Source organism: Arthrobacter sp. zg-Y919, from assembly GCF_030142045.1.
GTDB lineage: Bacteria > Actinomycetota > Actinomycetes > Actinomycetales > Micrococcaceae > Arthrobacter_B.
In genome coordinates this window covers 2,604,857-2,630,932 of sequence record NZ_CP126242.1, presented here as the reverse complement: position 1 = coordinate 2,630,932, position 26,076 = coordinate 2,604,857, and the positions used below count along the sequence as shown (strand labels likewise).

The window sequence follows — 26,076 nt, the reverse complement described above, 5'->3', positions numbered from 1 at the left end:
CGGCTTCGCGCGGCGGGTACTCCCCGCCGCGCGATGGGTTTTTATTCAGCCAGCAGGGATTCCGTGAGTTCCTGGCCCTCCGGAGCAAAGACGAAGCAGTCCACGCGGCGGTCGCCGGTGGCCCAGGTCTGTTCGGTGGGAATGGACTTGGTCAACTTCAAGCCGGGGAATTGTGTTGCCGCATCGGAGTACTTCACGGCTGCGCAGACCTCGTCGACCCGTTCTTCCAGGGCGCCGGTGCCGGGGAACGCAGCATCCTCGGTGAAGCTGTCGGTGGCAACCAGCTGTGCATCATGCGGTGTCTCGCAGGTGACAACGGTCGCCGAGGAGTTCACGTCATCCCAGTCCTGCAGGCACGCGCCGGCTTCGAGCTCGATCGGGCTGACGTCTTCGGAAAGGACTCCTTCTTCCTTGTCGTTAAACACGAACACAAACAACAGGATGGCGATGACGGCGGCCAGTACGACACCGCCGATCACGAGCAGCAGACGCGTGTTGCGTTTGCCCCTGCCGCCATCCTTTGCGGGGTCCTGGGCACCACCGGCAGGAGTTCCCATCCCGGCGGCGGAGCTGGAACGGTCTGCACCGGGGTTCTCAACGTCCGTGGATGTGCCGGCCGGCTTCCGTGCTGCCGCCCCCGCTGCTGCGGCCGCCTGGCTTTCGGCGAGCCGGCGGGACCGGCGGGTTTCGCCGGCGGGAACAGCGGCCGTGGCGGCGGGTGAAGCAGCGGCGTCGACGGCTTTAGGCTCCTGGTCGGGAAGCGCGCCCGTCACGGGTGCTGCGGCATTTATGCCGTGCAGGGCGTCCGCCCCACCGGCATGTGGTTCCGCTGCCGGTTTCTCGACGGCCTCCACTCGGATCACCGTGTCCGCAGTCGGTTCCTGACCGGCGTCCACAGTGTTCTCCGTGCCTGACTCGGCGGGGGTCCCGGGCTCCTGGGCGTCCTTTTCCGGTTTGGCCTCCGTGTCCTTCGCGAGATCAGCCGCCGTTTCACCGGCGCTGTCAGTCTTTTCGTCTGCGGATTCGACGACCTCCTCAGGCTGCCCTGCGGCCTCGGTTCCGGCCTCCCCATCAGCCGCCGTTTCCGGGGCTCCAGCGGTGTCGGAACCTTCGGCGTTGTCATTTGCAGCGTCATTCGCGGCGTCGTCCCCGGCGTCGTCCCCGGCGCCGGAACCGGCAGCCTCGCTGCCGGACTCTGCCTCTGCCTCTATCGCAGTATCTTCGGGGGCAACAGTGTCTTCGGGTACAGCAGTGCCGGAGCCTTCAGTGTTCACAGGAATTTCGGCGCCGGCGGGCGCGGGTTCGAGTCCGGAAAGGCGTCCTGCTTCAGCGGCATTGGCCTCCACGGCGGCGGTTTCCGAGGCGACTTCGTCCAGCTCAGCAGCTTCTACGGCGTCCTCGCCCAGCGCCGGATCGGCCAGTGAGGGTTCTTCCAGTTCCAGGTCCTCGGGTGCCACAACCACAGGTTCCGCGGGGAGGTCTGCGTTGGGAGTTTCATCACCAGCGGCCCGGCCTTGATCGCCGCCTTCACCAGCGGCACCGTCCCGATCCTCACCCTTCGCATCCGCAGCGGGCATTTCACCGTCGGCAACACCCTCAAAGCTGCGTTCCCACACCCCGGCATCGTGGTTTCCGTCTTCGGAAAGCCAAGCGGGGGAGTCCGAATGTGCGCTCAGATCAGGGAAGGCACCCGGCGTACTGTCCTTCTCCGGTGGCGGAAAACCCGCTGCCGGTGTATTTTTCTGATCGCTCATGGTGAACGTCTGTCCTCCCTGTAGGCGGCGCCGTAATGCACCCCAAAACTGTCTCTACCTCCGACTTTAGCCAATATCGAGGGGCGGGGCGCGGAGGAAGGCCTGCCGGGACTGCTGCGCAAGTGCCCGGGCTCCACCTCCCTGCAGTGGTGGAGGGGCACAAGGGCGCGGGAAAGCATGTAACCTGTACTTACGACAAATTGACCAAATATTCCGGGGCCCTCGTTCATCTGCCCGAACGACTAACCTCCGGATCGACGCAAAAAGGGGGTCACGCCATGGGGCGCGGCCGTCAAAAGGCAAAAGCAACCAAGCAGGCCCGGGAGATGAAGTACTTCACCCCGGCCACGGACTACTCGGCGCTTCAGCGCGAGCTCTCAGGACCGACGAGTCGTCCATCCAGTCGATATCCCGAGGAACCGGCTGAGCCCGACTACTCGGCGTACGAAGATAAGTACGCGGATCAATTTGGCGACGATGACGATGATGAGGGTAACCGCCGCGCAGGCTAGCGGCCGTTCCTCAAAGACGTTGGCCAATTGCCATCCTTCAGCGGATCACCTAAGGGTGCATCCGCTGAATGGCGTTAAGATGCTTTTCTAGAAAGCTAAAGCCAAAGCCAAGGCCTCGAACCCGGTAAGCGGGGTCGAGGCCTTAGCAATGCGGCGGGGGCAGGGGGCTAGGCGTAGGCTCCGACGAGCCGCACGGCGCCGCCGTCGACCCCCTTGGCACCCTGGACAAAATCAGGATCGGCGCCGGCCGGGGTTTCGGACTGCCCGACGGTGCCCATGGCCCATGCAGGGACCCCGCGGGCAGCGAGCCGGCTGAGCGCGGCGTCAGCGCCACCCGCGTCGACGATCGCCACCATGCCGACGCCGAGGTTCAGTGTCCGTTCCAGGTCCGGCTGTGGAACATTGCCCAGCTCGGCAATCAGCTTGAAGACGGGAGGCAGCTCCCACGTGGCGCGGTCTACGGTTGCCTGCAGCCCCTTGGGCAGCACACGGGCGAGATTCGCCGCCAGACCGCCACCGGTCACGTGGCTGAAGGCGTGGACGCCGGCGGCTTCGTAGCGGGCCAGGTCCAGGCAGTCGGTGGCGTAGACCCGGGTAGGCTCCAGCAGTTCCTCGCCCAGGGTGCGTCCCAGTTCGGAAACCTGGCGTTCGAGCTGCCACCCGGCACGGTTGATGACATGGCGGACCAGTGAATAACCGTTGGAATGGATGCCCGATGATGCCATGGCGATGACTACGTCTCCACTGCGCACGCGGTCCGGGCCGAGCAGGCGGTCCGCTTCCACCACACCGGTGGCCGCGCCGGCGACGTCGTACTCGTGCTCACCTAGGAGGCCGGGGTGCTCGGCGGTTTCCCCACCCACCAGGGCCGTCCCGGCCACCTCACAGGCCGCCGCGATGCCGCGGACGATGGCTGCGATCCGCTCCGGCACCACCTTGCCGCAGGCGATGTAATCGGTCATAAAGAGCGGTTCGGCACCCACCACCACGATGTCGTCCACCACCATGCCCACCAGATCGAACCCGATGGTGTCATGGATGTCCAGGGCCTGGGCAATCGCGACCTTGGTACCCACTCCGTCGGTGGACGTTGCGAGCAGCGGCTTCCGGTACGTAAGCAGACGGGAGGCGTCGTAGAGGCCTGCGAACCCGCCTACCCCGCCCAGGACCGAGGAATTGTGGGTGGCCTTCACCGCCGCCTTCATCAGCTCAACGGCTCTGTCTCCGGCTTCGACATCCACCCCTGCGGAGGCGTAGGTGATGGAGGTGTCGGGGGCGTTCATACGGCCTCTTTCTTTTCGGTATCGGTAAGCAGGTTCTCGAACTCGCTGTCAGGACCCGGATCACATCCGGTGGCTCCGCTGTCCTCCGCAGGATTGGAGGGCTCCAGCAGGCTCTTGCCGAGGCGGTCCGCTGACGGCAGGGCGATCGGGTAGCTTCCCGTGAAGCAGGCTGTACACAGCCGTTCCCGCGGCTGCATGGTCGCGTTGATCATCCCGTCCTCGGAAATGTACGCCAGGCTGTCGGCGCCGATGGAAGCACAGATTTCCTCCACCGCGGCGCCGTTCGCGATCAGTTCGGCACGTGAGGCGAAGTCGATCCCGTAAAAACAGGGCCACTTGACCGGGGGAGAGGAAATCTTGACGTGGACCTCGACGGCCCCGGCCTCGTGCAGCATGCGTACGATGGCCCGCTGGGTATTGCCGCGCACGATCGAGTCATCCACCACGATCACCCGTTTGCCGCGGATCACGGATTCCAACGCATTCAGCTTGAGCTTGATGCCGAGCTGGCGGAGGGTCTGGCTGGGCTGGATGAATGTACGCCCCACATAGGAGTTCTTGACGAAACCGTGCGCGAAGGGGATCCCGGACTCCTCCGCGTAGCCCACCGCTGCCGGGGTGCCGGACTCGGGGACCGGGATGACGATATCCGCCTCGACCGAGTTTTCCCGCGCCAGCTGGCGGCCCATCTCGACGCGGGATTCATAGACCGAACGGCCGGCGATTGTGGCGTCGGGGCGGGCAAGGTAGACGTATTCAAAGACGCAGCCCGCCGGCGTCGGCTCTCCGAAGGTGCGGCTGCGCACACCGGATTCGTCGATCGCGATGAATTCCCCCGGTTTGATCTCGCGGATGAAGCTGGCGCCGACTGTGGCGAGGGCGGACGCTTCGGATGCCACCACCCAGCCGCGTTCCAGGCGTCCCAGCACGAGCGGGCGGACCCCAAAGGTGTCCCGGGCGGCGTACAGGGTGCCCTCGTCCATAAACACGAAGGAAAACGCGCCGTGGAGCTTCGGCAGCAGTTCCATGGCGGTGTCCTCCAGGGACCGTCCGTCGCTGCCGTTGAGCAGCGCGGTGACCAAAGCCGTGTCGGAGGTGTTGCCCTGGGCGATTTCACCGGCACGGGGCCGGCCCTCGCGTTCGAGGATCTGCTCGTACAGCTCCGCCGAGTTGGTGAGGTTGCCGTTGTGGGCCAGGGCCACGGTGCCGCTGGCGGTGGCTCCGAGGGTGGGCTGCGCGTTGGCCCAGTGCGAGGCGCCGGTGGTCGAGTACCTGCAGTGCCCCACCGCAATGTGCCCGACAAGTGTATTGAGCGTGGTTTCGTCGAAGACCTGGGACACCAGTCCCATGTCCTTGTACACGCTGATGCGGTTGCCGTCGCTGGTGGCAATGCCGGCGGATTCCTGTCCGCGGTGCTGTAGTGCGTAGAGCCCGTAATAGGTAAGTTTTGCTACCTCTTCGCCGGGGGCCCAGACTCCGAAGACACCGCACGCATCCTGCGGGCCTTTTTCGCCGGGGAGTAGATCATGGGAAAGCTGTCCGTCTCCGCGTGCCATGTGAGCATTCTCTCACGTTGCGGCTGCCGCGGAGGCAGTGTGCCCAACCGTTACGACGACGCCTGTCCCGGGCCCTGGGCCTCAGTGGAATCCACGCTTTCCACCATGGAGCGGCGCGCCCTGCGGACGCTGATCCAATCGAGGATGAGGGCGGTCAGGGCTCCCAGCAGCAGTCCGGGGAGGGCGAACATCATGGTGAAGAACCCGAGGGTCGCTTCACGGGTGAAGCCGGGGTTCTCGGCTCCGCCGTAGGCGACGAAGAGGGCAGCAATGAACCCGGCGACCACGCCCAGGGCCAGGAAAGGGACGAAGCGGGGGGCGCGGCGGACCGTAATCTCGCGGCGTTCAGGGCTGTGCTGCTCGGAAACCATAGGTCGATTCTACCGTTCGGACGGGCCCGTCCGACCCGTTGCCGTTCCCACACGGGACAGCGGAAAAGCCTGCTGCCTAGGAACCGCTGCCGAAGAGCGGCAGCACGCCCGCCAGGTCCGCGCGCAGCCCCGAGGCCGCCACCTTGCCCGCTGCGACGGCATCGGTCCAGGACTGCGCGCCCGTGACCAGCGCGAGCCAGGTGGCGCCGTCGGTCTCGATGACATTCGGGGGAGTGCCGCGGGTATGCCGGGGGCCGGCCACGCACTGGGTGACGCCGAACGGCGGGACCCGGACCTCCACACTGTTGCCGGGTGCGCGTTCGGCAAGTTCCTCCAGCGAATAACGCACCGCCATAGCCGTGGTGCCCCGGTCCGTTCTTCCGGCGGCCACTGCCTGCAGCGCGGCCCGGCCGTCTTCTCCGGAAATCCGGCGCCGTGCCACCCTGCTAGCCCAGCAGTGCGGTGACGGGTGCGCCCAGGCGCAGGCTCCCCACCGGGACGCCACCGCCGAGCACCGGCTGCATGATCTTGTCCAGCACCTTCTCGACCGCCACGGGATCGACGGCGCCGCTGGCGGCCAGCAGCGTCAGTCCCACCAGGGATGCGGCGCGCGTGTTGCCGTCAAGCATTTTCAAGGCCACCGAGACGCCCGTGTCGGTGCCCAGCACCAGGACACCTTCGGCACCGTTCTTGGCGATGATGCCCAGGTCTTCCATCACGATGGAGTTCTCGCGGCCGTGGCCGTGGACAGCCCACGGGTAGTCAAGCATGGCCGTGGCAACCGTCGCCGCGCGGGCGTTGCCGTGCTTGCCGGACGGCGCCTTGGACAGCCGTCCGATCCCGCGGGCCAGTCCGGTGAGGGACACAGCAGCCAGCGGTGCGCCGCAGCCGTCCACGGCCCAGTGCTTCACGGTCTCACCGGTGAATTCTTCGATTACCTCGGCGATCCTGCGCTGCAGCGGATGCCGCGGGTCCAGGTAGGTGGCATGGTCCCAGTTGTTCTCGGTGCAGGCCCAGAGGAAGGCGGCGTGCTTTCCGGAGCAGTTGAAGGCGATCCGCTGCGGCCCCTTGCCCCCGCGGATCAGTTCGTTGCGGGCCTCGGTGTCCTGCGGCCAATCCGCCGGGCACTGCAGGTGCTCCTCGGTCACGCCGGCGGCGGCCAGCATGCCGCGGACGACGTCGGTGTGTTCACGGGACCCGACGTGGCTGGCGGCTGCCAGGGCCACCTGCGGTCCGCGCAGCGGGACCCCCGACTGCATGGCGGCGACAGCCTGAAAGGGCTTGAGCGTGGAGCGCGGGAAAATCGGCGTGGTGATGTCACCCAGTTCCGTGACCACCGATCCGTCAGCGGCCATCACGACGGCGGAGCCGATGTGCCGGGATTCAATAAAGCCGTTGCGCTCGAGTACTGCCAGTTCAACGGCGTCGGACGCGGTAAAAGTTGCGTTCATGGTATTCAGTCTAAAGGGGTGCGGGGGGCGAACCGGCGATGACGGCCCCGGCACCGCCGTCGATCTCGTTGCCCCCCGCTGCTCCGCGGCGCACGTCCTGCGCTGCAGTGGCCGCAGTTCCACTATCGAGCCGCGTCCGGTTACCTGCAATGGAACCGGGCCTTACAGGTAGAGGCAGAGGGGAAAGAGGCAGCGCCCGGCGAAACCCTGCCGTGTGGCCGCCGCGTCATGTTGGGTGGATACTTCAGGCAGTCCACCGCAGCAAGTACCCTGATCTACTGTGAAGGTTCTCGTTGTTGGCCCAGGCGGCCGCGAACATGCCCTTGTCCGAGCACTCCTGGCCGATCCCTACGTCCGCGAGGTCCACGCAGCCCCCGGCAATGCGGGCATTGCCCAGCTGGTCCCGGTCCACGCCGTTGACGCCAATGACCCCGCTGCGGTCACGGAACTGGCCCGCAGCCTCGGCTCCGATCTGGTGGTCATCGGCCCGGAAGCGCCGCTTGCCGCCGGAGTGGCAGATGCCCTGCGCGAAGCGGGGTTCGCAGTCTTCGGCCCGTCGCAGGCTGCCGCACAGCTCGAAGCCTCCAAGGCCTTCGCCAAGCAGGTCATGGCAGCGGCCAACGTGCCCACCGCCATGGCGCGGGTAGCCAGCTCCCTCGAGGAGGCCTCGGACGCGCTGGACACTTTCGGCATCCCGTACGTGGTCAAGGACGACGGGCTTGCCGCGGGTAAGGGCGTGGTGGTGACCTCGGACCGGGATGAAGCCCTCGACCACGCCCGGGCCTGCTTCGACGCCGGCGGCAGCGTCGTCATCGAGGAATTCCTGGACGGCCCCGAAGTTTCGCTCTTCGTACTGTCCGACGGCCGGCATGTGGTGCCGCTGGCTCCTGCCCAGGATTTCAAACGGATCTTCAACGACGACGCCGGCCCGAACACCGGGGGCATGGGCGCCTATTCGCCGCTGGACTGGGCTCCGGCCGGGTTGGTGCAGGAAGTGGTCCGCCGGGTCGCGCAGCCGACCATCGACGAAATGGCATCCCGCGGCACTCCCTTTGTCGGCGTCCTCTACTGCGGGCTGGCCCTGACCACGCGCGGGGTGCGGGTCATCGAATTCAATGCCCGCTTCGGGGATCCCGAGACGCAGGCGGTGCTGGCCCGGTTGAAGACCCCGCTCGGCGGACTCCTGATGGCGGCGGCCACAGGCAGCCTCGACGCCATGGAACAGCTCAAATGGGACCCCCGGCCCGCCGTCGCCGTGGTGGTGGCCGCCGAAAACTATCCGGACAGCCCGCGGACCGGGGACCGGGTGCGCGGCTTGAAGAAAGCCGGACGGCTGGAAGGTGTACATGTTCTGCACGCCGGCACCAGGCTGAAGAAGGACAAGGTGCGCAGCGCCGGGGGCCGGGTGCTGGCCGTCGTCGGGCTGGGCACGGATTTGGAAGAGGCGAGGAGCCGCGCCTACGCCGGCGTCGACCTCATCCGGTTGGAAGGGTCCCAGCACCGCACAGATATTGCCCTCAAGGCCGCCCGCGGCGAAGTCCGGGTGCCGGAAGGCAGCGCGGGAGGGGACGGCGGCGGGGCAGCGCCGGAACCCGATGTTGCCCATGAGGGGGAACTGGCGTGAGCGGGACGGACAGCCCGGCCGGCGGCGCGCCCCGGCTGCCGGGCTGGCGGCATATCTATTCCGGTAAGGTCCGGGACCTGTACGTTCCAGCGGGCGCGGAGGGCGCCGGTGACCGTGTGCTTGTGGTGGCCAGCGACCGGATCAGTGCCTATGACCATGTCCTGGGCAGCACCATCCCGGACAAGGGCAGGATCCTGACCCAGCTCAGCCTGTGGTGGTTTGACCAGCTCGGGGACATCCCGAACCATGTGATCTCCGCGAACGAGGGCGTTCCCGGGGCGGTCGCGGGGCGGGCAATGATCTGCAGGAAGCTGGAGATGTTCCCGGTCGAGTGCATCGCCCGCGGCTACCTCACCGGTTCCGGGCTGACCGAGTACACGGCAGCCGGGACCGTCTGCGGGCTGCCGCTCCCGGACGGGCTCCAGGATGGGTCCCGGATTGAACCGGCGATCTTTACCCCTTCGGCCAAGGCAGAGCAGGGCGAACACGACGAGAACATCACCTATGAAGCGGTGGTGGACACGGTGGGCGCCGGCACCGCGGAAGAGCTGCGTTCGCTGACGCTGCAGATCTACACCCGGGCCGAAGCCGTTGCCCGGGAACGCGGGATCATCCTTGCCGACACCAAGGTGGAGTTCGGGAGGGACCCGCTGACCGGTGCCGTCACCCTGGGGGATGAGGTACTGACCCCGGACTCGTCCCGTTTCTGGGACGCGGCGCTGTACTCGCCGGGGAAGGCCCAGCCGTCTTTCGATAAGCAGTACGTACGGGACTGGCTGACCTCCCCGGCATCGGGTTGGGACAGGCATTCCGATGCCGCTCCGCCGCTCCTGCCGGCCGACGTCGTCGAACGCACCCGGGCCCGGTACGTGGAGGCCTATGAGCGGCTCACCGGGAAGACCTTCGCCTAATCCAGCCCGGCACCGCACCGGGTGCTTAACGCAAAAGTGTCCGGTCAGATTTCTCTGACCGGACACTTGCTGGTCGGGGTGACAGGATTTGAACCTGCGACCTCGTCGTCCCGAACGACGCGCGCTACCAAGCTGCGCCACACCCCGTAACCACTGCTTTCCAAGATGTTTGACCACCTCGCGAAGCAACTTTACAAGGATACTAGAGAATCCCGGATTCCGCGAAACGGACCCCCGGCAGGGCCACCGGACGCCCGTTCCGGGCCGGTTTCCGGCCCGGAACGGGGCTCAGGAGTCGCGGGCTGCCAGCGTCAGCAGGACCGCTTCGGGGCGGCAGGCAAAGCGCACCGGGGCGAACCGGGACGTGCCGATGCCGGCCGATACGTTCAAGGGCACCCGCCGTCCGGCGTGCGCCCATGAGGTCAGGCCGCGGGCCTGCCACGTCGGCAGGTCGCAGTTGCTGACCAATGCGCCGTAGCCGGGGATGCAGACCTGCCCGCCATGGGTATGCCCGGCGAGGATGATGTCGGCTCCACCGCCGGTGAACTGGTTGAGCACCCGCTGGTAGGGAGCATGTGCGACGCCGATCTTCACTTCGGGGGCTGCACTGGTTCCCGCAGCAGCGGTGTTGTCCGCCGGCACGTCGTCTCCGGCAAAGCCCGGGTACCTGTCGCGCTGCAGATGCGGGTCATCAACGCCGGAAAAATTCAACCGCAGGCCCGGCAGGTCCAAAGTGCTGCTGGTATTCGTCAGATCCTGCCAGCCAGCGTCCTGGAACGACCCGAACAGTGTGGTCCAAGGGAGTTCCTTCGGCTCGCGAGTGTGCTTCGACGGCCCGGTGAAATAGGTAAACGGGCTCTTCAAGACCGGCGCGTAGTAATCATTGGACCCCGGGACAAAAACACCCGGGAACCGCAGCACGGGCTTCAACGCCTCAAGCACCGCGGGAACGGCCTGGGAGTGGCTCAGGTTGTCGCCCGTGTTGACCACGAGGTCCGGCTCCAGATCCGCAAGGCCCTGCAGCCAGCGGACCTTGCGGTCCTGGCCGGGAACAAAGTGGATGTCCGATAGGTGCAGGACGCGCAGGGACGGGCTTCCGGCCGGAAGGACGCGGACCGTTTCCTCCCGGACACCGAAGCGGTTCCGTTCAATCAGGACGCCGTAGGCAAGGGCCGCAGCCCCGGTTCCGGCCATACCGCCGGCCAGCCAGGCAGCCTTCCGTCCGGCGGACGCAAGGGGAGAATCAGCCACTAGCCGTTCCCCCCGCCGCCGCCCTCCGGCGGCGTCGGGCCCGCGGCGGGGGGCGCCGGCGGGGAAGCAGGCGGGGAAGCCGGCGCTTCTGCTGGCGGGGATGCGGCCGGCGACGCTGCCGGGGACGCCGGCGGCGTGGCGCGGGGAGACGAATCGCCGCCGATCATGCTGGCGGGCGGATTGGTAAACGGCTTGGCGTCGTACTGGCCCGCAATCCGCTGGATAAAGTTCTTCCACGAGGGACCTGCGATAAGAGAACCGTCAATTTCGGGATAGATCCGTCCACCGATCAGTTTGTCCGACATGGTGGTGTTGTTGGCTTTCCAGTTGCCGAGCCAGGAGGCTGTCACCATGCCGGTGCTGTAGCCCATGAACCAGGTCTGGGAGCGGAAGTCATTGGTGCCGGTCTTGCCTGCTGTGGGCACGCCGACCTGCAGGTTGATGCCGGATCCGTTGGTCATCACCCGCTGGGTGGCCATGTTGACACCCTGGGCAACCTCCTTGCGCATCACCTGCTCGCAGGACTTCTCGGGCACCTTGTAGGTGGCACCGTCAGCTCCGGTCACCGATTCAAGGGCGATCGGTTCGCATTTGAGGCCCTCCGCGGCGAACGTGGCGAACCCGGTGGCCATGGACAGCGGCGAAACGTCGTCGCCGCCGCCGAAGGTGGAGGGGGGATCCACGGAAAGCATCTCCACTTCGCCCTCGGCGCTCTTGCCCTTATGCACGCCGGCGGCGAAGGCCATCTCCTGGTACTTGCAGAGGTCCAGCTCGCGGGCCTCGGACAGGGTGATGGTGTTGTAGGACTGTGCGAGACCATCCAGGACGGTCGTGTTCTTGTAGTTCTTGTCGCCGTAGTTAATGGGCGTCCAGGGATCCGTGCTCACATAGGCGCCGCCCTGGTAGCAGCTGGCATTCCAGCGGGTACCTGCCGGGTAGGTCCGCTTGCTGCCGTTCAGTGTTGTGTTCAGCGTCTTCCCCGCGTCCAGCCAGGCGGCAACCGTGAACGGTTTGTAGGTGGAACCGGGCTGGAAGCCGCCCAGGCCGTTGATGTACTTGTTCGGGTCACCGTTCAGGTAGGCATCGACGTTGAAGTTCTGGACCGAGTTGCCGTCCGCCAACTCCGGCGTGAACCGGGTGTTTTGGGCCATGGTGAGGATCTTGCCGGTGCCGGGTTCCATGCTGACCATCGAGTGGCCGATTTCGGCGTCGGTGGTGTCCGGGTTGGCAGTCTCATTTACGGCCGTCTGTGCGGCGTTCTGGAACGTTGAGTTCAGGGTGGTCTTGATGGTCAGCCCGCCGCGGTAGAGCAGCTTCTTGCGGTCCTCCGGCGTGGCGCCGAAGTTTTCGTCGTTGAGGACCAGCTGCATCACGTAGTCACAGAAGTAGGGGGCCTGCTCGGCTCCAACGCAGCCGCTGGGGACGGGGGTGATCTGCAGCCCCAGCTCGGTGACGACGGAAGCGTCAAACTCCTCCTGGGTGATGCGGCCCTTGTCCAGCATGGCCTGGAGGACCAGATTGCGGCGCTCCAGGGCGCGCTCCGGGTTCAGTTCCGGGCTGTAGAAGGTGGGGCCGTTGACGACGCCGGCCAGCAGTGCGGACTGCGCCACGTTCAGGTCCTTGGCGTCGACGTTGAAGAAGTAGCGGGCCGCGGCCTGCACGCCGTAGGTGGTGCCGCTGAAGGGGACGATATTGAAGTAACCTTCAAGGATTTCGTCCTTGCTCAGCTCTTTTTCCACGGCAATGGCAAGCTTCATTTCGCGCAGCTTGTCACCCACGGATTTTCCACCGCTGAAAACAACTTCCTCGTTGTTCTGCAGGTTGGTATCAATGATGACGTTGTTTACATATTGCTGCGTGATGGTTGAGGCGCCGCGCGTGCTGTCGCTGGTTGCGTTGGAGACCAGGGCGCCCATGATGCCCTGGAGGTCCACGCCGCCGTGGTCGTAGAACCGGTCGTCTTCGATGGCCAGCATCGCGTCCACCATGTTCGGAGACACCTGGTCGAGGGTCACCGGCTGGCGGTTCTCGTCATACACCGTCGCGATCACGGCGCCGTCGTTGGCGAAGATCTTCGTGGGGGTGGCGAGGGCACCACGCTGCAGCTCCGAAGGGAGCTGGTCGAAGAACTGGATCGAGCCGGAGGCGGCGGTGCCGGCTGCTGCGGCTACCGGAACCAGGAGACCGGCTGCCAGGACTCCGCAAAGAGCACTGATGCCGAAGAACGCGACGAGCTTTCCGAGGGTGGTCGCCGTGTCAAAGAACGGTGATTTGCGTGCTGCCATGCGAGACAGTCTACAAGCACGTTAGGCTTTCCCTTATGACCAAATGGGAATACTTCATTACGCCTCTTCCACTGCACACACCCGGGCAAGTCCTTAATATGCACGGCGAAGAAGGATGGGAGCTGGTGCAGATCGCTGCAGGGCCCAACGGAAACGGTTCCGTTGCCTACATGAAACGTGAAAAAAGCCAGTGACTTCCGCCCCCGGTGCAGTATCGGCCGTTGAAATCCGGCTCCGGGAACTGGGGCTGGCCCTTCCGGCCGTCGCATCTCCGGTGGCGGTGTACGTCCCGGCTGTAATCACCGGAAACCTGGTGTACACGTCCGGCCAGCTGCCGTTCGTCGACGGGGTCCTGCCGGCCACGGGCAAGGTGGGGGCCGGGGTGGGCGCCGAAGAGGCTGCTTCCTATGCAGCCATCTGCGCCGTCAATGCACTGGCCGCGGTGAAGGCGCAGATTGGTGATCTTGACCGCGTCAGCCGGGTGGTGAAGGTAGTGGGCTACGTCGCCTCCGACCCTTCATTCACCGGCCAGCCTGCCGTCATCAACGGCGCATCCGAACTCCTGGGTAAGGTCTTCGGGACGGCTGGAAGCCACGCCCGCTCCGCCGTCGGCGTTGCGGTACTGCCACTGGACGCCCCGGTTGAAGTAGAAATGATCGTTGAATTTGCCTAACCCGACCGTCCGGCTTTTCCCCGTAGCCCCCTCACAGCGGGTGGCGGCTCAAAGCTGGTTTGAACGTCCGGACCGGACGCCCCGCAAACCGCGGCTGGCGTCGTCAGTCGTGCTGCTCCGCGACTCACCGCGCGGCACGGAAACCTATCTGTCCTACCGGCGCGGCGAGTCCCCTTTGGGGAAGGTGGCCTTCCCGGGCGGGAGCATCGAAGAGAACGACGACGCGACGGTCGCCTGGTACGGTCCCGCGCCGGCCGTATGGGCCAAGACAATGGGCGCGGACGATGCCCGGCTGGCGCGCCGCCATGTGGTGGCGGCCATCCGTGAGCTGTTCGAGGAAACGGGCATCCTTCTGGCGGGTCCCGACGAATCATCGCTGCTGGAAGGCAACCGGGGTCCGGAGTGGATGGCGGCAAGGACCGCGGTTGCAACCCAGGATGCCTCCTTCCTGGAATTGCTGGGCCGCCGTGGCCTCGGCTTGAGGACGGACCTGCTGCGTCCGCTGTCCAACTGGCACAGCGCGGATTTTGCCCTGCGCCGCTTTGACACCCGCTATTTTGCGGCGGTCCAGCCGACCGGGCAGGACGCGACACTGCTGGAGGGCAAGGGCGTCTGGGCGGACTGGAAACCGGCAGCGGAAGTTATTGCAGCGCGGGACACCACTGCTCTAGGCGACGAAATCGGCCAGCCGGACACCACCGGACTGACCCTGGGCGAGCTGGTGGTCCCCGCCGTCGAACTCACGCTGGAAAAGGTCGCCTCGGCCCGCGGCTGCATCGCGTATCTCTCCAGCCGCCGGCCTGCGGCGGTGTACCGCCCTGAGCTGGTCGAAGTGGACGGCGAACCGTGTGTAGCGGTGCGCCCCGCCAGCGGCGCCGAAGGTTCTTCGCAGCACGGACGCTAGGGGTCAAAGGACCCCCGTTGCACATTTGTGCACAATAAAGGCGGCGCCGGTCCCCGGGACCGGCGCCGCCTTTATTGGTTTTCTTCGTGGTTTAGCGGGAGCGCTGGCGCAGCCGCTGGACGTCAAGAATGACAACCGCGCGGGCTTCGAGGCGCAGCCAGCCACGCTGGACAAACTCGGCCAGGGCCTTGTTCACGGTCTCGCGGGAAGCGCCGACCAGCTGGGCCAGCTCTTCCTGCGTGAGCTCGTGTGCCACCAGGATGCCATCGGTCGCGGGGCGGCCGAAGCGGTCCGCAAGGTCCAGCAGGGCCTTGGCGACGCGGCCGGGAACGTCGGAGAAAACGAGGTCCGCGAGGGACTCGTTGGTGCGGCGCAGGCGGCGGGCCAGTGCCTGCAGCAGCTGCACGGAAACCTCGGGCCGCGTTTCGATCAGGGCCCGCAGGTTCTCGTGGCGCAGGCCGGCAAGCCGGGTCTCGGAAACGGCGGTGGCCGTGGCGTTGCGCGGGGACGGGTCAAACAGCGCCATCTCGCCGAACAGTTCGCCGGGGCCGAGGATGGCCAGCAGGTTCTCCCGGCCATCCGGGGCGGAGCGGCCAAGCTTGATCTTGCCGGAGACGATGAAATAGAGCTGGTCGCCCTGATCGCCTTCGCGGAAGACGGAGGCGCCGCGTGAGAGGTCGACCTCAGTGAGCTCTTCGGTCAGGGCGGCGAAGACGTCGTCTCCCAGAGAGGCGAACAACGGCGCGCGGCGCAATACCTCGATATCCATGAAATCTCCTGTAAATAGTGGTCTCTACCTATTATCTTGCCGTACGTCACGCACCTATGACACCTGAAGCACGTTTGTTCACCTGCAGGGGTGAAAAAGAGGGAAAGGCCACAGCCGGCCAGGCCAGGGCTTATACCGGCTTCTGAAGGTTGTCCGGATAAACTCGTTCCTTGCAGCGGTCTTCCACCGCCCGCCACCCGATTGACACACTTGGAGCTCTTAGTGCTCGGATTGACACTTCTGGACATCATCCTGCTCCTCGTCCTGCTCTTCTACCTGGTTGCAGGGCTGCGCAACGGACTGGTGGTAACCCTCGGCGGAATAGTCGGCTTCGTGGCCGGCGCCGTGGCGGCTTTCTTCGCCATTCCGCTGGTGACCGGCTGGGTTCCGGACAACGGCTGGCGGCTGACGGCGGTGATCGCCACAGCGGTAGTCCTGGTGCTGGTAGGGCATGCCGCCGGAGCTGCGCTGGGCGGCATGATCCGCCGCTGGATGAATTTCCCGCCGCTGCGGTTCCTGGACCGGGTGCTCGGCGGTGCCGCGAACCTGGTGGTTGCCGCCCTGGTCATGGCCATGCTCGCCTTCAGCGTCACGACCCTGGGCGTGCCGTTCCTGTCCCAGCAGATTGCCGCATCCAAGGTGCTCACCGCCATTGACGATGCCACTCCCGAGCAGGTGAAGACATGGAGCGCCCAGATCCGGTCCTTCACCGTCTCCGAAGGGCTGCCGACCATCCTCGACAGCGCTGCACCGCGGGCCGTTGCACCACCCAGTGCCGAAGTGAGTTCCCCGGCACTCCAGACCGCATCCGCATCGGTGCTGAAGATCACCGGTACGGCCTACCAGTGCGGACAGAACCAGACCGGTTCCGGTTTCGTGGTGGCGGATGACCGTGTGGTCACCAACGCGCACGTAGTCGCCGGCGTGAATGAGCCCGTGGTGGAAGTGCCCGACGGCACCGTGCTGCCGGGCCGGGTGGTCTATTTCGATCCCGCACGGGACCTGGCGGTCCTGGCAGTGGACGACCTCGACGCCGACCCCATTCCGGTGGGGGAGCCGCTGGCTCCCGGCGCAACTGCCGCGTTCGCCGGTTACCCGGCAGGCGGGCCCTTCCGGCTGCAGGCCGCCAGCGTCGAGGGGCTTTCCGACGTTTCCGTCCGGGACATCTACGGGTCTTCACCCGAGGTGCTCGAGGTCTACACCCTGGCCGCAAATGTGCAGCAGGGTAATTCCGGCGGTCCGCTGCTCGACGTCGACGGCCGGCTGGCCGGGGTCATTTTTGCCAAGACCACCAGCGACCAGCCCATCGGCTACGCACTGTCGCTGGCCGAGGTGGGCCCCGTGGTGGATGCAGCGCCCGGTTACAGCAGCCCGGTTTCAGCCGGCCAGTGCACCAGTAAATAGGTCGGCTCCGGGACTAACGCCCGGCCGCGGGCCGGCCCGGACCTGAGACCCGGCCGCGGCACGGGACGCTTCGCCCGGACCTGAGACCGGGCTGCGCACGGGACGCAAATGACCGGCTAGAGCCAGTCGAGCGACTGCCCGTGCGGCCCGGTCCGGGCCACGGCCCTGCCGTTGTGCCGCAGCAGGAACAGTCCCGGCTCCGTTCCGGCTTCCGTTGCCTCCGGTCCCGGCATCACCCCGGGGCCTTCGTTGGAGAGCCAATGCACGGGGCGTCCAGGAACACCGAGGTAAGCGGATACGGTGTCCCCGAAAACCTCCCGGTCCGCCTTCGGAACGTAGGCCAGGACAGCCGTGTGGAACACCACCACGGCTGCCTCCGCAGGCGCGGCGTCGATCAGGCCGGCTATCTCTGCATTCAGGTCGCCCTGGACTATCCGGGCGGGGGACCCGGCCGCGGTGTCGGCCGCGGCGCGCAGGCGGACCCTGCGGTCCTCCATGCCCGGCCAGATCAAGGCATCCAGCCAGTCCACGTCTCCGGGATCGGCGGGGTCCAGCGGGGATAAATCAACCCCGGCCCGGTGGATGATCTCGGGACAGGCCTGTGGCAGCGGCGGGTTGCCGGTGGTTACGCAGTCCAGGACCAGGTCCGCGCGGCCCGGATCGTTGATGACCGCACCGCCGTCGTACCGGTACCCATAGTGGTCCGGATACAGGCACAGCCCCGCAGAGGCGCCGACTTCGATCAGCGCCAGCGGGCGCCCCTCGGTACGGGCGATTTGGGCGAGCAGGGGGAGGAGCGCAGCGCAGCGCCCGGGCTCATTGGTCTGCGTGCTCCGGCGCAGGATGACGGACCGGATCTCGTCCCAGCGCTCCTTCAGGAAGGATCTGAACTGCGGGTAGGGTCCCACGTCGGCGCCGCAGCTGCGGGCGGCCGCCAGGACGAGGTTGGGTTGCCGTTTGTGTTCCGGAAGCCCGTCGATGAGCTCCAGCACCTCCGGGTCCGTGCTGATGCCCTCGGTCCACTGTTCGTAGACAGTTGACGATCCCCGGGCCTCAACCCGGGCAAAACGTCCATACCGGTCCGCAGTGGAGTCCATGTTATTTCCCGGTGGGCTCCGCGGACTCGATCAGGTACTCCACCGCCATCCGGTAGCCGCTGATTCCCGCGCCGCAGATCACGGCCTGCGCCACTGCGGAAACGAACGAGTGGTGGCGGAACTCCTCGCGCCGGTGGATATTGCTCAAATGCACTTCCACCACCGGCAGCTCCACTCCGGACAGCGCGTCGGGAATGGCCACCGATGTGTGGCTGTAGGCGCCGGGATTGATGACGATGCCGTCCGCCGTACCGCGCGCGGCATGGATGGCGTCGATCAGGTGCCCTTCATGGTTGGACTGGACGCAGTCCACCGTCCAGCCCCGGGCTGTGGCGGCAGCTGCCGCCACAGCCTCAACATCGGCCAGCGTGGAGCTGCCGTAGATCGCCGGTTCACGGGTGCCCAACAGGTTCAGGTTGGGTCCGTTGAGGATCAGGAGCTTGCGCGTGCCGGTGGTAGTCATGGCTTAACTATGCCGGAGGTCATACCTCTGCCGGCACAGTTGCCTCCGTGTTGCGCCGGGTCATCCGCTGCGCGGCCAGCGCTCCGGCGATGGTGATCACGGACATCAGGGCCAGGACGACGCCGGGATGCCACCAGGCGCCGTCGGTTGCCGTGGAGAATGCCTGGGTAATGGAGGGGGTGAACCCGGAGAGGATGCCGGCAATGCTGTAGGCCAGGGACATGGCGGTGAACCCCGTGCGGGCGGGGAACAGATCGGCCATCAGCCCGCCCAGGGCAGCCCAGGCAGCGGTCGGGGCGATGCCGCCGATCAGGATGGTCAGGATGTAGACCGGCGTGGTGGCGTTGCTGATGATGAAGTACAGCGGGAAGGAAATCAGCAGCGTGGCGACGGCGCCGGCCAGCACCATCCGCGCCGAACCGATCCGGTTGGCCAGGAAGCCGAACGCCGGGATGGTCGCCAGCTGCAGCACGGAACCGACCAATGCTGCGTTTAGGACAGTGGACTCGGACAGGCCCAGGACGGAGATGCCGTAGGACTGGGTGTACGTGGTCATCAGGAAGTAGGAACCGATGCCCAGCAGCGCGGCCGAGGCCGCCACCAGGACGGCAAGCCACTGGGTGCGGAGCACCTCCAGCAGCGGAACCCGGGTGATCTGGTGGGCCTTGGCCACACCCTTGAACACCGGGGTTTCGTCGATGGCCAGACGCATATACAACGCGATGCCCATAAACGGGAAGGCGAGCAGGAACGGAATGCGCCAGACGCCGGCGGCCAGGGTCTCATCCGAGACCTGGGTCAGCAGGAGGAAGATGCCGGTGACCAGGATGGTGCCCACCGGGGAGCCGATCTGTGGGATGGCGGCGTAGAGGGCGCGCTTGCGGGGAGCGGCGTGTTCGGTGGCGATGAGGATGGAACCGCCCCATTCACCGCCGACGGCAAGTCCCTGGAGCAGGCGCAGCAGCACCAGGAGCAGCGGCGCCCAGATGCCGATGGTGTTGTAGTCCGGCAGCAGGCCGACGGCGCCGGTGGCCACACCCATCAGCACGATGGTTCCGATGAGGGACGTCTTGCGGCCTACCCGGTCACCGATATGGCCGAAGATGATGGCACCCAGGGGCCGGGCGATGAAGCCCATGCCCAGCGTCAGGAAGGACAGGAGGATGCCTGTCGCGGCGTCCACGTCGGGAAAGAAGATCCGGTTAAGGATCAGCGCAGCGGCGGTGCCGAAAACATAAAAGTCGTAGGACTCCAGGGCAGTGCCGATGAAAGAGGCACCCGCTACTTTGCGGGCCATCTTGGAAGACTCAGGGGAGGGGGCGGCCGGTGCGGCCGCTGCGGGTGAAGTAGACACGACAAGGAATTGTCCTATCCGGGTCCGGTTTCACCAAGCCGGTGAGTCCAACATCACATCCGGGCTTATCGGCGGCCTGCGGCGTGTGCGTTTATTTCGGGAGGTGGGGGAGGATCAGAGCCTTGCCGGCCGTCGCCAGTGCCTGCCCGACGGAGGTGCCGTCCGTGACATAGCCGTGGACCATGGCGCCGTCCCGGAGCATCAGGAGCTGGTCTGCGAGGGCTTCGGTATCCCTGATGCCGAGCTGCTGCAGCCGTTGGGTTACCAGGGAATGCAGCCAGGCGCGGTGTTCAGAAACGACGGCACGGACGGGGTGGCCGGGATCCGTGTATTCCGCGGCAGCATTGATGAAGGGACACCCCCGGAAGCCTGCGGAGCAGGCCTCCACCCCCATGGCTTCGGCGAACTGGCGCAGTCCTGCGCAGGGATCGGGATCCAGATCAGCTGCGCGCGCCCGCATCAGGGCGGACTGCTCCTGCAGATAGGCAATCACCAGGTCATCTTTGGAGCGGAAGTAACGGTAGAAGGTCACCTTCGCGGTCCCGGCAGCAGCGATGACCCTGTCCGCGCTGACCGCACGGATGCCTTCGGTATAAAACAGGGCGGAAGCCTGTTCCAGGATCCGCTCCCGCACGGTTTGCGCTGACATTGGTGTTCTCCTGTTTCCTTGCTTCACCAGGGTTCTGCGGCGGCATCCGCAGCTGCCGCAGACGTCATCCGTTTGCAGTAGACGTACTAGTTCGTCTACCTTGAATCCTACATGCTTTCCCCCCACCGAAGGCTTCCCCATTGAAGGAGTTCCCATGAGCGCTTTGTACACCGCAGCTGCCACCGCAACCGGCGACGGACGCAACGGCGAGGCCCGCACCAGCGACGGCAAGCTCGAAGTGAACCTGTCCACTCCCACCGAAATGGGCGGTTCCGGCGAGGGAACGAACCCGGAGCAGCTCTTTGCCACCGGATACGCCGCCTGCTTCCTCTCCGCCCTGAAGATGATTGCCCGCGCGGAGAAGGCGCCGATCTCCGATGCCGCCGTGACCGCCGATGTCAGCATCTACAAGAACGACGACGGCGGCTTCAAGCTGGGCGTTGAACTGCACGTGGAGATGTCCGGCGTCGACGAAGCCACTGCGGAGAAGCTGACCCAGGCCGCCCACCAGGTCTGCCCGTACTCCAATGCCACCCGCGGCAACATCGAGGTGGACCTGGACGTCACCGTCGGCTAGCGCCCGCAGACACCAACGACGGCAGGTGTCCTCCCCGCTCCGGGGGAGGGCACCTGCCGTCGTTGGTGGCGGACTACTTCTTGAGGGAAGCCGCGATCTGCTGCATCACCGTGTTGTCCGCGAGCGTGCTGGAATCGCCTGCTTCGCGTCCTTCGGCGACGTCCTTGAGCAGGCGGCGCATGATTTTGCCGCTGCGGGTCTTGGGCAGTTCGGGAACCACCAGGATGTGCCGCGGCTTGGCGATCGGGCCGATCTCCTTGCCCACATGGTTCCGCAGGGTCGTGACAATGTCGTCGTCGTCCTTCGCACTACCGCGCAGGATGACGAAGGCCACCACGGCCTCGCCGGTGGTTTCGTCCGCAGCCCCGACGACGGCGGCTTCGGCCACGGACGGGTGGCTGACCAGGGCCGACTCGATTTCCGTGGTGGACAGCCGGTGCCCGGAGACGTTCATGACGTCGTCCACCCGGCCCAGGAGCCAGATGTCGCCGTCCTCGTCCCTCTTGGCGCCGTCGCCGGCGAAGTACATGTTGTCGAACCGGGACCAGTAGGTCTGCTTGAAGCGTTCCGGGTCTCCCCAGATGCCGCGCAGCATGGACGGCCAGGGTTCCTTCACGACGAGGAAGCCGCCGGATCCGTTGGGTACCGATTCGCCCATCTCGTCGACCACGTCCACCGAGATGCCCGGCACGGCAACCTGGGCCGAGCCCGGCTTGGTGGCCGTCACTCCCGGCATCGGGGCGATCATGTGCGCGCCCGTCTCGGTCTGCCACCAGGTGTCCACGATGGGTGCGGGATGTTCCTTCTTGCCGCCGTTGGCACCGATGACCTGCCGGTACCACATCCATGCCTCGGGGTTGATGGGTTCACCCACGGACCCAAGTACCCGGATGGAGTCGAGGTTGTACTTCTGCGGGATGTCGCGGCCCCACTTCATGCAGGTGCGGATCGCGGTGGGCGCGGTGTACAGGATCGAGACCTTGTACTTCTCCACCAGTTCCCACCAGCGGCCCTGGTGCGGGGTGTCCGGGGTGCCTTCGTAAATCAGCTGCGTGGCTCCGTTAACCAGCGGGGCGTAGGCGACGTAGCTGTGGCCCGTGACCCAGCCGATGTCCGCGGTGCACCAGTACACGTCCGTCTCCGGGTGCAGATCGAAGGTGTTCAGGTGGGTGAACGCCGTCTGGGTGAGGAAACCGCCCGTGGTGTGCAGGATGCCCTTGGGCTTACCTGTGGTTCCGGAGGTGTAGAGGATGAACAGCGGGTGCTCGGAGTCGTGGCCCACGGCGGTGTGTTCGGCGTCTGCCGAGTCAACGACGTCGTGCCACCACCGGTCCAGTCCATCGTTCCACTGAACGGGTTCGCTGTTGCGGCGGACCACGAGGACGTTCTGCACGGTGTGGCCGTCTTTGGCCAGTGCTTCGTCCACTGCCGGCTTCAGGGCGGTGGGCTTGCCGCGGCGGTAGGAACCGTCCGCAGTGACCACAAGCTTCGCTTCGGCGTCGTCGATCCGGCTGCGCAGCGCCTCGGCGGAGAAACCGCCGAAGACGACCGAGTGCACTGCCCCGATCCGGGCGCAGGCCAGCATGGTGATTAACGCTTCCGGGATCATCGGCAGGTACACCGCTACGCGGTCACCCTTGCTGACGCCCAGGGACTCGAAGGCGTTCGCCGCCTTTTTTACTTCCTCGGTCAGCTGCGCGTAGGTATAGGTCCGGGTATCCCCGGGTTCGCCCTCGAAGTGGATGGCCACCCGGTCGCCGCGGCCCTCTTCGACGTGCCGGTCCAGGGCGTTGTATGCGGCGTTCAGCTTGCCGCCCACGAACCACTTGGCGAACGGTGCATCCGTCCAATCGAGGGTCTGGGTGAAATCCTGTTCCCAGCTGAGGATGTTCCTGGCTTGACGGGCCCAGAACTCGTGACCCTCCGCTGCCGCTTCCTCATACAAGGACGGCTGGGCCACCGCCGATGCCGCGAACTCGGTGCTCGGCGGGAAGCTCCGGTGTTCATGCAGCAGGTTCTCGAAGGCGTCTCCGTGCTTCTTTGCAGGGGACTGATCAGACATGGTTGAACCCTTTCACGTCGCTGAAATCCAGCACCAAAAGATCGTGCATGGTTGCCAACCACCCTATCGCCGGATTTCGACCAGTGTGTCCGGGGTCACTTAATCGGATGCAAAACGGCTCGATTATGCGGTGAGCGGTATGTCACTCCCTACGGGACGCGCCGCCGCCCGGCTAGTCTGCCCCGCCGTCCATGATTAGGCTGTCAGGAGGAAGCAACCGCCTACGGACCGTAGATGCGGCCTACCGTTCTGCGGCGCACCTGTGCGGTGCAGCGACGGGAGTCGTGAATGGAGATCAGTATGAACAACCCCCCTGTTGAGAATGAGGCCCGCGCCATGGCCGGATCTTCCGAAACCGGTGGACACCCCTCCGCATCGGACAAGGGCGTGCAGGCGCACCCCAGTGCCGCCGGCCAGGAGGCGCACCCCGGTGCCGCCGGCCAGGAGGCCCTCGCCGGCCCGTTCGGCCTGCGTGACATTGCCGTGATCGGTTCCGTTCTCGTGATGCTCGTGGGCAGCATCCTGCCCTTCTTCACGGTGACCCGCCTCGGGTTCGAAGAGGACTTCAACCTCTGGAGCGCGTTCTCCCTGTTCTTCATCGGCATCGGAATCCTGCTGCCCCTGGTGGTCGCAGGCCTGTTTGCCGGCCGCCGGCTCGCCCCGGGCATGAAGCCGCGCGTCGGCTCCCTGTCCCTGGACCAGTTCGCCTCCGTGACCGCGGTGCTGGCCCTCGCCTTCTTCTTCCTCCAGACGGTGACGGACTTCAGTGTCGGCCCGATGGTCGCCCTGATCGGCTCCCTGGGCCTGGTGGTGTCCACCACCCTGGCTCCGCACCTGCCGTTCTTCGCCCGGGAATTCAAGGACCGCCCCGAAGCCGCCGCCGCGCTGACGGCCCGTAACGCCGTGCCGCTCCGGCCGCGTCCGGCGCGTCCGAAGCCGGAGCCGACCGGCACGGACAATGCAGGCAGCGCCCGCCGCTTCCCGAACCCGCTGCGCCGCAGCGAGGCGGACGCCCGCACCACTGTGCACGGTGCACCGCACCAGGGCGCGTCCGCCGGACTTGCCGGCGCGGGCGGCACCGCCGTCGTCGGCGCTTCTTCTCCCGAGGCCTCCGCCGCTGCCCCCGCCACGCAGGCCCAGTCCGCCGCGGCCCCCGCGACGCACGCTGCCCCCGCAACGCACGCAGCTCCGGCAACGCAGGCCCAGCCCACTGCCGCGGCGGCCTCCGGCCTGCACGCCGAAGAGCCCCTGGCCGCCACCACCGTGAACCCCGTCGTCCGCGATGCGGGTGCCAGCGGTGTCGAAGCCTCCGGTGCCCACGAAATGGAATCCACCCCGGCGGAGCCGATTACCGCCACGCGCAACGAGTCCGAGCCCGTTGTGGAGGCCTTCTGGTTCGCCGTTGGCACACCCCGCCAGATTGTCGACGAGCGGACCGGCCTGCCGCTGTTTATGTTCCACCCGGGTGACTGGGAACTGGGGCTGGAGGACCGCGGCGACGAATTCCTCGTCCAGGACAAGCGCACGGGACGCATTGGTGTGCTGCGCGACCTGAGCAACATCGAACGCGTCGACGCCGACCAGTAGATTTTCGGCCCCCGGCCACCAGCAGCACGACCGCCAGCAGAAGGACACCAATAAGTGGCAAAGGCAACCGGCAGCGACCCGTCCCTCCTCGCATTGAAACGGAGGGCGCGGCGCATTAACCGGCTGCTCGGCGAGGCCTACCCCTACGCCGTTGCCGAACTGGACTTCACCAACGCGTTCGAGCTGCTGGTGGCCACTGTGCTTTCGGCTCAGACCACTGACATCCGGGTCAACGCCGTCACGCCCACCCTGTTTGCCCGTTATCCGGATGCCAAGGCAATGGCCGAGGCCGACGAGGAGACTCTGCAGGAGATCATCCGGCCTACCGGATTCTTCCGGGCCAAATCCGCGAGTGTAAAAGCCTTGTCGACCCGGTTGGTGGATGAGTTTGACGGCCAGGTGCCGGACCGGCTCGAAGACCTGGTCACCCTGCCCGGCGTCGGGCGCAAGACCGCGAACGTGGTGCTCGGCAATGCCTTCGGCATTCCCGGTATCACTGTCGACACGCACTTTGGGCGTCTCTCCCGCCGGTTCGGCTGGACCACCGCCACGGACCCGGTCAAGGTCGAGGAAGAGGTCGCGGCGCTGTTCGAGCCCCGGGACTGGACGCCGCTCTCCAACCGGGTGGTGTTCCATGGCCGCCGTGTCTGCCATGCCAAGAAGCCCGCCTGCGGGGCCTGCCCCGTCGCGCAGCTGTGCCCGTCCTACGGGGAGGGAGAGACTGATCCCGTGAAGGCCCGGAAACTGCTGAAGTATGAGCTCGCCCCAGGACGCGAGGAACTGCATGCCCGGATGATGGCCGCGGAAACCCGTGCGCAGCTGCGGGCCGCGGGCTTCGGACTGGAAGCATGAGCGTTCTCACGGACCTTGAAGCGCTGGCCGCCGGGGCTGCCGCCGGCACGACGCAGTTCAACGTCCACATTGACCAGCTGCGCAGCAGCGTGGACCCCGCCACGGCGCGTGCGGCGGCGGTGCTGATCCTCTTCGGCGTCCTGGACAGCCGGCCCGCTGACTTCTCTGCCGAGGCCGTCCCCGGCGACGTCGACGTGCTGCTGGTTGAACGTGCAGCCACGCTCAACGACCATCCCGGCCAGGTCGCCTTCCCCGGCGGGTCCGTGGATGCCTCGGACGCCTCGGTGGTGGCCGCTGCCCTGCGCGAAGCGGAGGAAGAGACCGGACTGGATCCCGCCGGTGTCCGGGTCCTCGGTGCGCTGCCGCCGGTAGGGCTGCCGGTCAGCAACTTCCTGGTCACCCCCGTCCTGGGCTGGTGGGATAAACCGACGCCGGTGGACGTCGTCGACTACGGCGAGTCCGCGTCGGTGTTCCGGGTCCCGGTGGCGGACCTGCTTAACCCGGAGAACCGCCGCACTGCCGTCCTGCCGGGCCGTAAGGGTGCTCCCCGGACCCCTGCCTTCCTGGTCAACGGGGTGCTGGTGTGGGGATTCACCGGCATTATCCTTTCGAGCCTGCTCGACGAGCTGGGCTGGACCCAGCCGTGGGATGAGGGCCGGGAAATCGTTCCCAAGCTCTAGCCGGATC

25 protein-coding genes and 1 tRNA gene are annotated in these 26,076 nt (G+C 66.4%); 11 read left to right on the top strand and 15 right to left on the bottom strand.

Annotated features, from left to right (window positions below; all coding sequences use genetic code 11):
• Nucleotides 1–41: 41 nt before the first annotated feature.
• Nucleotides 42–1,754, bottom strand: coding sequence for a septum formation family protein (locus QNO10_RS12390; protein ID WP_229946856.1), 1,713 nt, complete (start codon nucleotides 1,752–1,754; stop codon nucleotides 42–44).
• 278 nt (nucleotides 1,755–2,032) lie between these two features.
• On the opposite strand from QNO10_RS12390, the gene QNO10_RS12385 reads away from it, so the two are divergent.
• On the top strand, nucleotides 2,033–2,266 hold the full coding sequence (locus QNO10_RS12385; RefSeq protein ID WP_227912583.1) for a DUF3073 domain-containing protein: 234 nt from the start codon (nucleotides 2,033–2,035) through the stop codon (nucleotides 2,264–2,266).
• Nucleotides 2,267–2,433: 167 nt separating this feature from the next.
• On the opposite strand, the gene purM is transcribed toward QNO10_RS12385, so the two are convergent.
• The 5 genes from purM to QNO10_RS12360 form a co-directional block, all read right to left on the bottom strand.
• Nucleotides 2,434–3,549 carry a phosphoribosylformylglycinamidine cyclo-ligase gene (gene purM, locus QNO10_RS12380; RefSeq protein ID WP_229946858.1) on the bottom strand — a complete coding sequence of 372 codons (1,116 nt, stop codon included), beginning with the start codon at nucleotides 3,547–3,549 and terminating at the stop codon, nucleotides 2,434–2,436.
• On the bottom strand, nucleotides 3,546–5,105 hold the full coding sequence (gene purF, locus QNO10_RS12375; RefSeq protein ID WP_229946860.1) for an amidophosphoribosyltransferase: 1,560 nt from the start codon (nucleotides 5,103–5,105) through the stop codon (nucleotides 3,546–3,548). Before purF ends, purM begins: the two co-directional genes overlap by 4 nt.
• A gap of 50 nt (nucleotides 5,106–5,155) precedes the next feature.
• Entirely contained in the window at nucleotides 5,156–5,476 is a 321-nt protein-coding gene (locus QNO10_RS12370; RefSeq protein ID WP_229946863.1) for a hypothetical protein, read from the bottom strand.
• Nucleotides 5,477–5,552: 76 nt separating this feature from the next.
• Nucleotides 5,553–5,918, bottom strand: coding sequence for a sterol carrier family protein (locus tag QNO10_RS12365; RefSeq protein ID WP_229946865.1), 366 nt, complete (start codon nucleotides 5,916–5,918; stop codon nucleotides 5,553–5,555).
• 4 nt (nucleotides 5,919–5,922) lie between these two features.
• Nucleotides 5,923–6,927 (bottom strand): asparaginase, encoded by a 1,005-nt coding sequence (locus QNO10_RS12360; protein ID WP_229946868.1) that lies wholly within the window; start codon nucleotides 6,925–6,927, stop codon nucleotides 5,923–5,925.
• A gap of 280 nt (nucleotides 6,928–7,207) precedes the next feature.
• Here QNO10_RS12360 and purD point away from each other — a divergent pair, with 280 nt between their 5' ends.
• Together purD and QNO10_RS12350 are read left to right on the top strand one after the other, a co-directional pair.
• Nucleotides 7,208–8,551: a phosphoribosylamine--glycine ligase gene (purD, locus tag QNO10_RS12355; protein ID WP_229946870.1), complete on the top strand. Its 1,344-nt coding sequence runs from the start codon at nucleotides 7,208–7,210 to the stop codon at nucleotides 8,549–8,551.
• The gene (locus tag QNO10_RS12350) at nucleotides 8,548–9,462 is read left to right on the top strand and encodes a phosphoribosylaminoimidazolesuccinocarboxamide synthase (protein ID WP_229946873.1); all 915 of its coding nucleotides are present in this window, start codon (nucleotides 8,548–8,550) and stop codon (nucleotides 9,460–9,462) included. Before purD ends, QNO10_RS12350 begins: the two co-directional genes overlap by 4 nt.
• Before the next feature lie 70 nt (nucleotides 9,463–9,532).
• Here the strand turns inward: QNO10_RS12350 and QNO10_RS12345 are convergent.
• The 3 genes from QNO10_RS12345 to QNO10_RS12335 all read right to left on the bottom strand — a co-directional run bounded on the left by QNO10_RS12345 (nucleotide 9,533) and on the right by QNO10_RS12335 (nucleotide 12,998).
• Nucleotides 9,533–9,609: transfer RNA gene (locus QNO10_RS12345), tRNA-Pro, on the bottom strand.
• 141 nt (nucleotides 9,610–9,750) lie between these two features.
• Complete coding sequence (locus QNO10_RS12340; RefSeq protein ID WP_229946896.1) at nucleotides 9,751–10,656, bottom strand: metallophosphoesterase; 906 nt, start codon at nucleotides 10,654–10,656, stop codon at nucleotides 9,751–9,753.
• A 56-nt stretch (nucleotides 10,657–10,712) separates the two neighbouring features.
• On the bottom strand, nucleotides 10,713–12,998 hold the full coding sequence (locus tag QNO10_RS12335) for a transglycosylase domain-containing protein (protein ID WP_229946875.1): 2,286 nt from the start codon (nucleotides 12,996–12,998) through the stop codon (nucleotides 10,713–10,715).
• Between QNO10_RS12335 and sp36 the strand changes: the two genes are divergently transcribed.
• Genes sp36 through QNO10_RS12320 form a run of 3 tightly spaced genes read left to right on the top strand, consistent with a single transcriptional unit; the run spans nucleotide 12,992 to nucleotide 14,575 of the window.
• Nucleotides 12,992–13,192, top strand: a complete 201-nt coding sequence (sp36, locus tag QNO10_RS12330; RefSeq protein ID WP_442860227.1) for a Sp36 family protein — start codon at nucleotides 12,992–12,994, stop codon at nucleotides 13,190–13,192. The genes QNO10_RS12335 and sp36 overlap by 7 nt on opposite strands.
• Nucleotides 13,189–13,671, top strand: a complete 483-nt coding sequence (locus QNO10_RS12325) for a RidA family protein (protein WP_229946880.1) — start codon at nucleotides 13,189–13,191, stop codon at nucleotides 13,669–13,671. The genes sp36 and QNO10_RS12325 overlap by 4 nt, the downstream gene beginning before the upstream one ends.
• On the top strand, nucleotides 13,664–14,575 hold the full coding sequence (locus QNO10_RS12320) for an NUDIX hydrolase (RefSeq protein WP_229946898.1): 912 nt from the start codon (nucleotides 13,664–13,666) through the stop codon (nucleotides 14,573–14,575). The genes QNO10_RS12325 and QNO10_RS12320 overlap by 8 nt, the downstream gene beginning before the upstream one ends.
• Nucleotides 14,576–14,666: 91 nt before the next feature.
• Here QNO10_RS12320 and QNO10_RS12315 read toward each other — a convergent pair whose 3' ends face one another.
• Complete coding sequence (locus tag QNO10_RS12315; RefSeq protein ID WP_146360700.1) at nucleotides 14,667–15,344, bottom strand: Crp/Fnr family transcriptional regulator; 678 nt, start codon at nucleotides 15,342–15,344, stop codon at nucleotides 14,667–14,669.
• A 222-nt stretch (nucleotides 15,345–15,566) separates the two neighbouring features.
• Here QNO10_RS12315 and QNO10_RS12310 point away from each other — a divergent pair, with 222 nt between their 5' ends.
• Nucleotides 15,567–16,748 (top strand): MarP family serine protease, encoded by a 1,182-nt coding sequence (locus QNO10_RS12310; protein WP_229946902.1) that lies wholly within the window; start codon nucleotides 15,567–15,569, stop codon nucleotides 16,746–16,748.
• A 116-nt stretch (nucleotides 16,749–16,864) separates the two neighbouring features.
• Here the strand turns inward: QNO10_RS12310 and QNO10_RS12305 are convergent, their stop codons facing one another.
• From QNO10_RS12305 to QNO10_RS12290, 4 genes are all read right to left on the bottom strand, one after another.
• The gene (locus QNO10_RS12305; protein WP_229946905.1) at nucleotides 16,865–17,845 is read right to left on the bottom strand and encodes a DUF2332 domain-containing protein; all 981 of its coding nucleotides are present in this window, start codon (nucleotides 17,843–17,845) and stop codon (nucleotides 16,865–16,867) included.
• 1 nt (nucleotide 17,846) lies between these two features.
• Nucleotides 17,847–18,308 (bottom strand): type II 3-dehydroquinate dehydratase, encoded by a 462-nt coding sequence (aroQ, locus tag QNO10_RS12300; protein ID WP_229946908.1) that lies wholly within the window; start codon nucleotides 18,306–18,308, stop codon nucleotides 17,847–17,849.
• Nucleotides 18,309–18,327: 19 nt separating this feature from the next.
• Nucleotides 18,328–19,662, bottom strand: a complete 1,335-nt coding sequence (locus QNO10_RS12295; RefSeq protein WP_229946911.1) for an MFS transporter — start codon at nucleotides 19,660–19,662, stop codon at nucleotides 18,328–18,330.
• Nucleotides 19,663–19,753: 91 nt separating this feature from the next.
• A complete protein-coding gene (locus QNO10_RS12290; RefSeq protein ID WP_229946913.1) occupies nucleotides 19,754–20,311 on the bottom strand; it encodes a TetR/AcrR family transcriptional regulator in 558 nt (185 codons plus the stop codon).
• 154 nt (nucleotides 20,312–20,465) lie between these two features.
• Here QNO10_RS12290 and QNO10_RS12285 point away from each other — a divergent pair, with 154 nt between their 5' ends.
• Nucleotides 20,466–20,888 carry an organic hydroperoxide resistance protein gene (locus QNO10_RS12285; protein WP_229946917.1) on the top strand — a complete coding sequence of 141 codons (423 nt, stop codon included), beginning with the start codon at nucleotides 20,466–20,468 and terminating at the stop codon, nucleotides 20,886–20,888.
• A gap of 73 nt (nucleotides 20,889–20,961) precedes the next feature.
• Here QNO10_RS12285 and acs read toward each other — a convergent pair whose 3' ends face one another.
• On the bottom strand, nucleotides 20,962–22,950 hold the full coding sequence (gene acs / locus QNO10_RS12280; RefSeq protein ID WP_229946919.1) for an acetate--CoA ligase: 1,989 nt from the start codon (nucleotides 22,948–22,950) through the stop codon (nucleotides 20,962–20,964).
• A gap of 300 nt (nucleotides 22,951–23,250) precedes the next feature.
• Between acs and QNO10_RS12275 the strand changes: the two genes are divergently transcribed.
• The 3 genes from QNO10_RS12275 to QNO10_RS12265 are packed head-to-tail and all read left to right on the top strand — an operon-like array spanning nucleotide 23,251 to nucleotide 26,069.
• The gene (locus QNO10_RS12275; protein ID WP_229946922.1) at nucleotides 23,251–24,537 is read left to right on the top strand and encodes a hypothetical protein; all 1,287 of its coding nucleotides are present in this window, start codon (nucleotides 23,251–23,253) and stop codon (nucleotides 24,535–24,537) included.
• Between the two features lie 54 nt (nucleotides 24,538–24,591).
• Nucleotides 24,592–25,389, top strand: coding sequence for an endonuclease III (gene nth, locus QNO10_RS12270; protein WP_229946926.1), 798 nt, complete (start codon nucleotides 24,592–24,594; stop codon nucleotides 25,387–25,389).
• Nucleotides 25,386–26,069 (top strand): NUDIX hydrolase, encoded by a 684-nt coding sequence (locus QNO10_RS12265; RefSeq protein WP_229946928.1) that lies wholly within the window; start codon nucleotides 25,386–25,388, stop codon nucleotides 26,067–26,069. The genes nth and QNO10_RS12265 overlap by 4 nt, the downstream gene beginning before the upstream one ends.
• Nucleotides 26,070–26,076 lie beyond the last annotated feature (7 nt).